This is a genomic window from Flavobacterium terrae (assembly GCF_900142035.1).
Taxonomy (GTDB): Bacteria; Bacteroidota; Bacteroidia; order Flavobacteriales; family Flavobacteriaceae; genus Flavobacterium; species Flavobacterium terrae.
Genome location: NZ_FQZI01000015.1, coordinates 1 through 2,658 on the forward strand (window position 1 = coordinate 1; position 2,658 = coordinate 2,658).

General features: G+C 32.0%; 4 protein-coding genes. All 4 read left to right on the top strand.

Annotated elements, in window-relative coordinates:
• The first annotated feature begins 121 nt into the window (after window positions 1–121).
• Window positions 122–643 carry a GIY-YIG nuclease family protein gene (locus BUC09_RS14545; protein WP_073312312.1) on the top strand — a complete coding sequence of 174 codons (522 nt, stop codon included), beginning with the start codon at window positions 122–124 and terminating at the stop codon, window positions 641–643.
• A 164-nt stretch (window positions 644–807) separates the two neighbouring features.
• Window positions 808–1,308, top strand: a complete 501-nt coding sequence (locus tag BUC09_RS14550; RefSeq protein ID WP_073312313.1) for a hypothetical protein — start codon at window positions 808–810, stop codon at window positions 1,306–1,308.
• A 198-nt stretch (window positions 1,309–1,506) separates the two neighbouring features.
• Window positions 1,507–1,773: a hypothetical protein gene (locus BUC09_RS14560; RefSeq protein ID WP_073312315.1), complete on the top strand. Its 267-nt coding sequence runs from the start codon at window positions 1,507–1,509 to the stop codon at window positions 1,771–1,773.
• Between the two features lie 10 nt (window positions 1,774–1,783).
• Window positions 1,784–2,428, top strand: coding sequence for a hypothetical protein (locus BUC09_RS14565; protein ID WP_073312316.1), 645 nt, complete (start codon window positions 1,784–1,786; stop codon window positions 2,426–2,428).
• The last annotated feature ends 230 nt before the right edge of the window (window positions 2,429–2,658 follow it).

A 2,658-nucleotide genomic window follows, 5' to 3' on the forward strand; every position in this document is an offset into this window, starting at 1 on the left:
CTACTCTATTTCAAGTTTTTTCTTTCAAACTTTTCGGTATATTTGTAAACATCAGTAACAAAAATCCCCGCCTTCACAAAGCCGGCGGGACGTTAGCTGCAATACCAAAAAAACTGCATAAATGAAAGAAATCTTTAACGACGAAAATTTCAAATCATTAAAAAATTTAGAGAATTGTAATCTAAATTTTCCAGGAATTTATGCGATAAAAATAAAAGACATTTCTATTCTTCCTAAACAACTTAGAGAAGAAATTGAAAATCAAGATTCCACAATAATTTATGTTGGAAAAGCGAGCCAAAGTTTAAAAAAACGCTTAGATGAAGAATGTCGAGGAAAGCGTCATGGAACATTTTTCCGAGGAATTGGAGCTTTAATAAATTTGAAACCGCCAAAAGGTTCACTAATTGGAAAATCGAATTCAAACAATTATAAATTTAACCAAAGTGACTCAATAAAAATTATTAATTGGATGAATGAAAATCTTTTGTTCAATTATTTAAAAGCAGAAAAAAACATTGATTATATTGAAAGAGATTTGATTAAACATTTTCAACCAATTTTAAACTCAACTCATAATCCAAAAAAGTCTAAATACTTAGCAGCGCTCAGAAAAGAATGCAGAAATGTTGCGCTGAAGTAAAAAGGTACAGCAGCTAACAGCGGTTTGGCTCAATAGCTAAAAATCAATAAAAAACACGTTCGATTTTCCGCTGGAAAATCTATCTTAGCAAGAAAATAATCGTTCACGCAGTCGCTACTGCGCCAAGCCGCGGAACGTTATAGCCAATTTTAGGACGACCGAAAATGACAGAACAAACAGAAACATATAAACTTGACAAAATTATCTGGACACATGACGACTTTGAAGAAATGGGTTGGCATGACGCAAACATTTATGGGCTGACAATTGAAAAAAGCGAAGACAATTGGGCAGCAGACTTCTTGCTTGACTTAGATTATATTTTTAAATGGGTTCATCCAATTCCACCAGCACAGACATTTACATTTTGGGTTGCTCCTTGCACACTAATTTTTAAAGACTGTTTTGACTTGCATATTGACTTCAAAACATATGGTGGTTGTCTTGACCTCATGGAAATTGCCGACCTTTATTTAAAAAGCAAAACTGAGCAAGAAAAAAATAAGTTTGTTTACGAGTGGACAATAGAATTGCAGCAGGGACAAATAACTTTGAAGTCATACGGACTTGAACAAATTGTAAGACAACAACCCCAACACGTGACCGGACAGATTTTAACTTTGGAAGAACGTGGTGGAATAAATTTCGGACGAAAACCATGCTGACAGAAATAAAAACTGGCTATAACAGGCGTTTGGCAAAAAAGCGGGTTCAGTGCTTAAATGAAGCTTTGTGCTTCGTATCAAGTTTTGTACTGGTAGACAGTTTAATGCTTCGAAATCCGCTTCTTCGCCAAGCGCCAAACCGTTGGCGGTCAGTTTACCGCGACGAACAGAAAATCACAATAAAAAAAACAAATAGAAATGAAAGAAATTGAGAAAGAATTAAATATTATTTTTAATGAACATAAGCAAAAATATATTGATGTTTTTGATAATAGTAAAGGTTTACTAGCTAAACAAAATAATGCTACAAACTTCACACCGATTTTTAAAAGTTTAACTGACGAACTTATTTCAAAATCAAATGAGTTTTTAGAAAAAAACGAAAATTATTCTAAAACTGAAATTGAGAATCTAATAAAAGACAAAGTAAAAGAATTCAACCAATATCTAATCTCACCATTTTAAAACATAAATAATGAAGAAAAATATACTTACAATCTTACTTTTAAGCTTTACTTATTTAGGTTTCTCTCAAACAACAATTAGCGGAGTTGTAACATATTATTTTAATGAATATCAAGGTAACAAAACAGACATTGGAGCTTCTGTTACAATAATTGATAGTGCAAAAGTTAAAACCTTTGATTATAAACTTTACGAAAACTATTATTATGGTAAAACTTATCAAAATTTATATTTTAGTTCACAAGCCAGATATGAAAAATATTTAGAAGCTTTCAAAAAAACTGAAGGCAAAAAAAAGTATGCTGAAGATAACGAAAGATTTCAAAAAGGAATGGCAGACGCAAAAAAGGATATGGACAGACAAATGGAACAAATTACATTATATAAGTCTGAAACACCTGAAAAATCTGCAAAAATATCAACAGATTTATATATGCAAATTTTAAAACTTGATGATGATTTACCTAAAAAAACCGTAGACGGAAGTGGTAATTATTCATTAAATGTAAAACCTGGCGTCTATTATGTCCTCATAAAATCTAAAAACAGAAAAAGTAGTTATGACATTTTAGAAAATGATGGAAAAATTTACATAAAAAAAATAAAAATTTCTGAAAACGAAAACAAAGATGTAAGCCATAATTTTGAACTTTAGAAAAACCGAACCGCCAACACACGCTACAAGCAATTTGGGCAATTGGCTTAATGGAAAGTTGGTTTTGTATTTGGGATGATTTGGCAAATCCGAAAGATAACGCTGATTTAGCCCCAAACTGCTTGTAGCGCGAGAACGTTATGTGCAACCCAAAGAGACAACGTACCAAACATAAACAGACGATAAAATGAAATCAGAAAATAGACTTGCAGGGCTTGGAATTTTGACAG

Coding starts and splice junctions, on each gene's coding strand:
- BUC09_RS14545 (WP_073312312.1), top strand. CDS start 122: ATGAAAGAAATCTTTAACGACGAAAATTTCAAATCATTAAAAAATTTA.
- BUC09_RS14550 (WP_073312313.1), top strand. CDS start 808: ATGACAGAACAAACAGAAACATATAAACTTGACAAAATTATCTGGACA.
- BUC09_RS14560 (WP_073312315.1), top strand. CDS start 1,507: ATGAAAGAAATTGAGAAAGAATTAAATATTATTTTTAATGAACATAAG.
- BUC09_RS14565 (WP_073312316.1), top strand. CDS start 1,784: ATGAAGAAAAATATACTTACAATCTTACTTTTAAGCTTTACTTATTTA.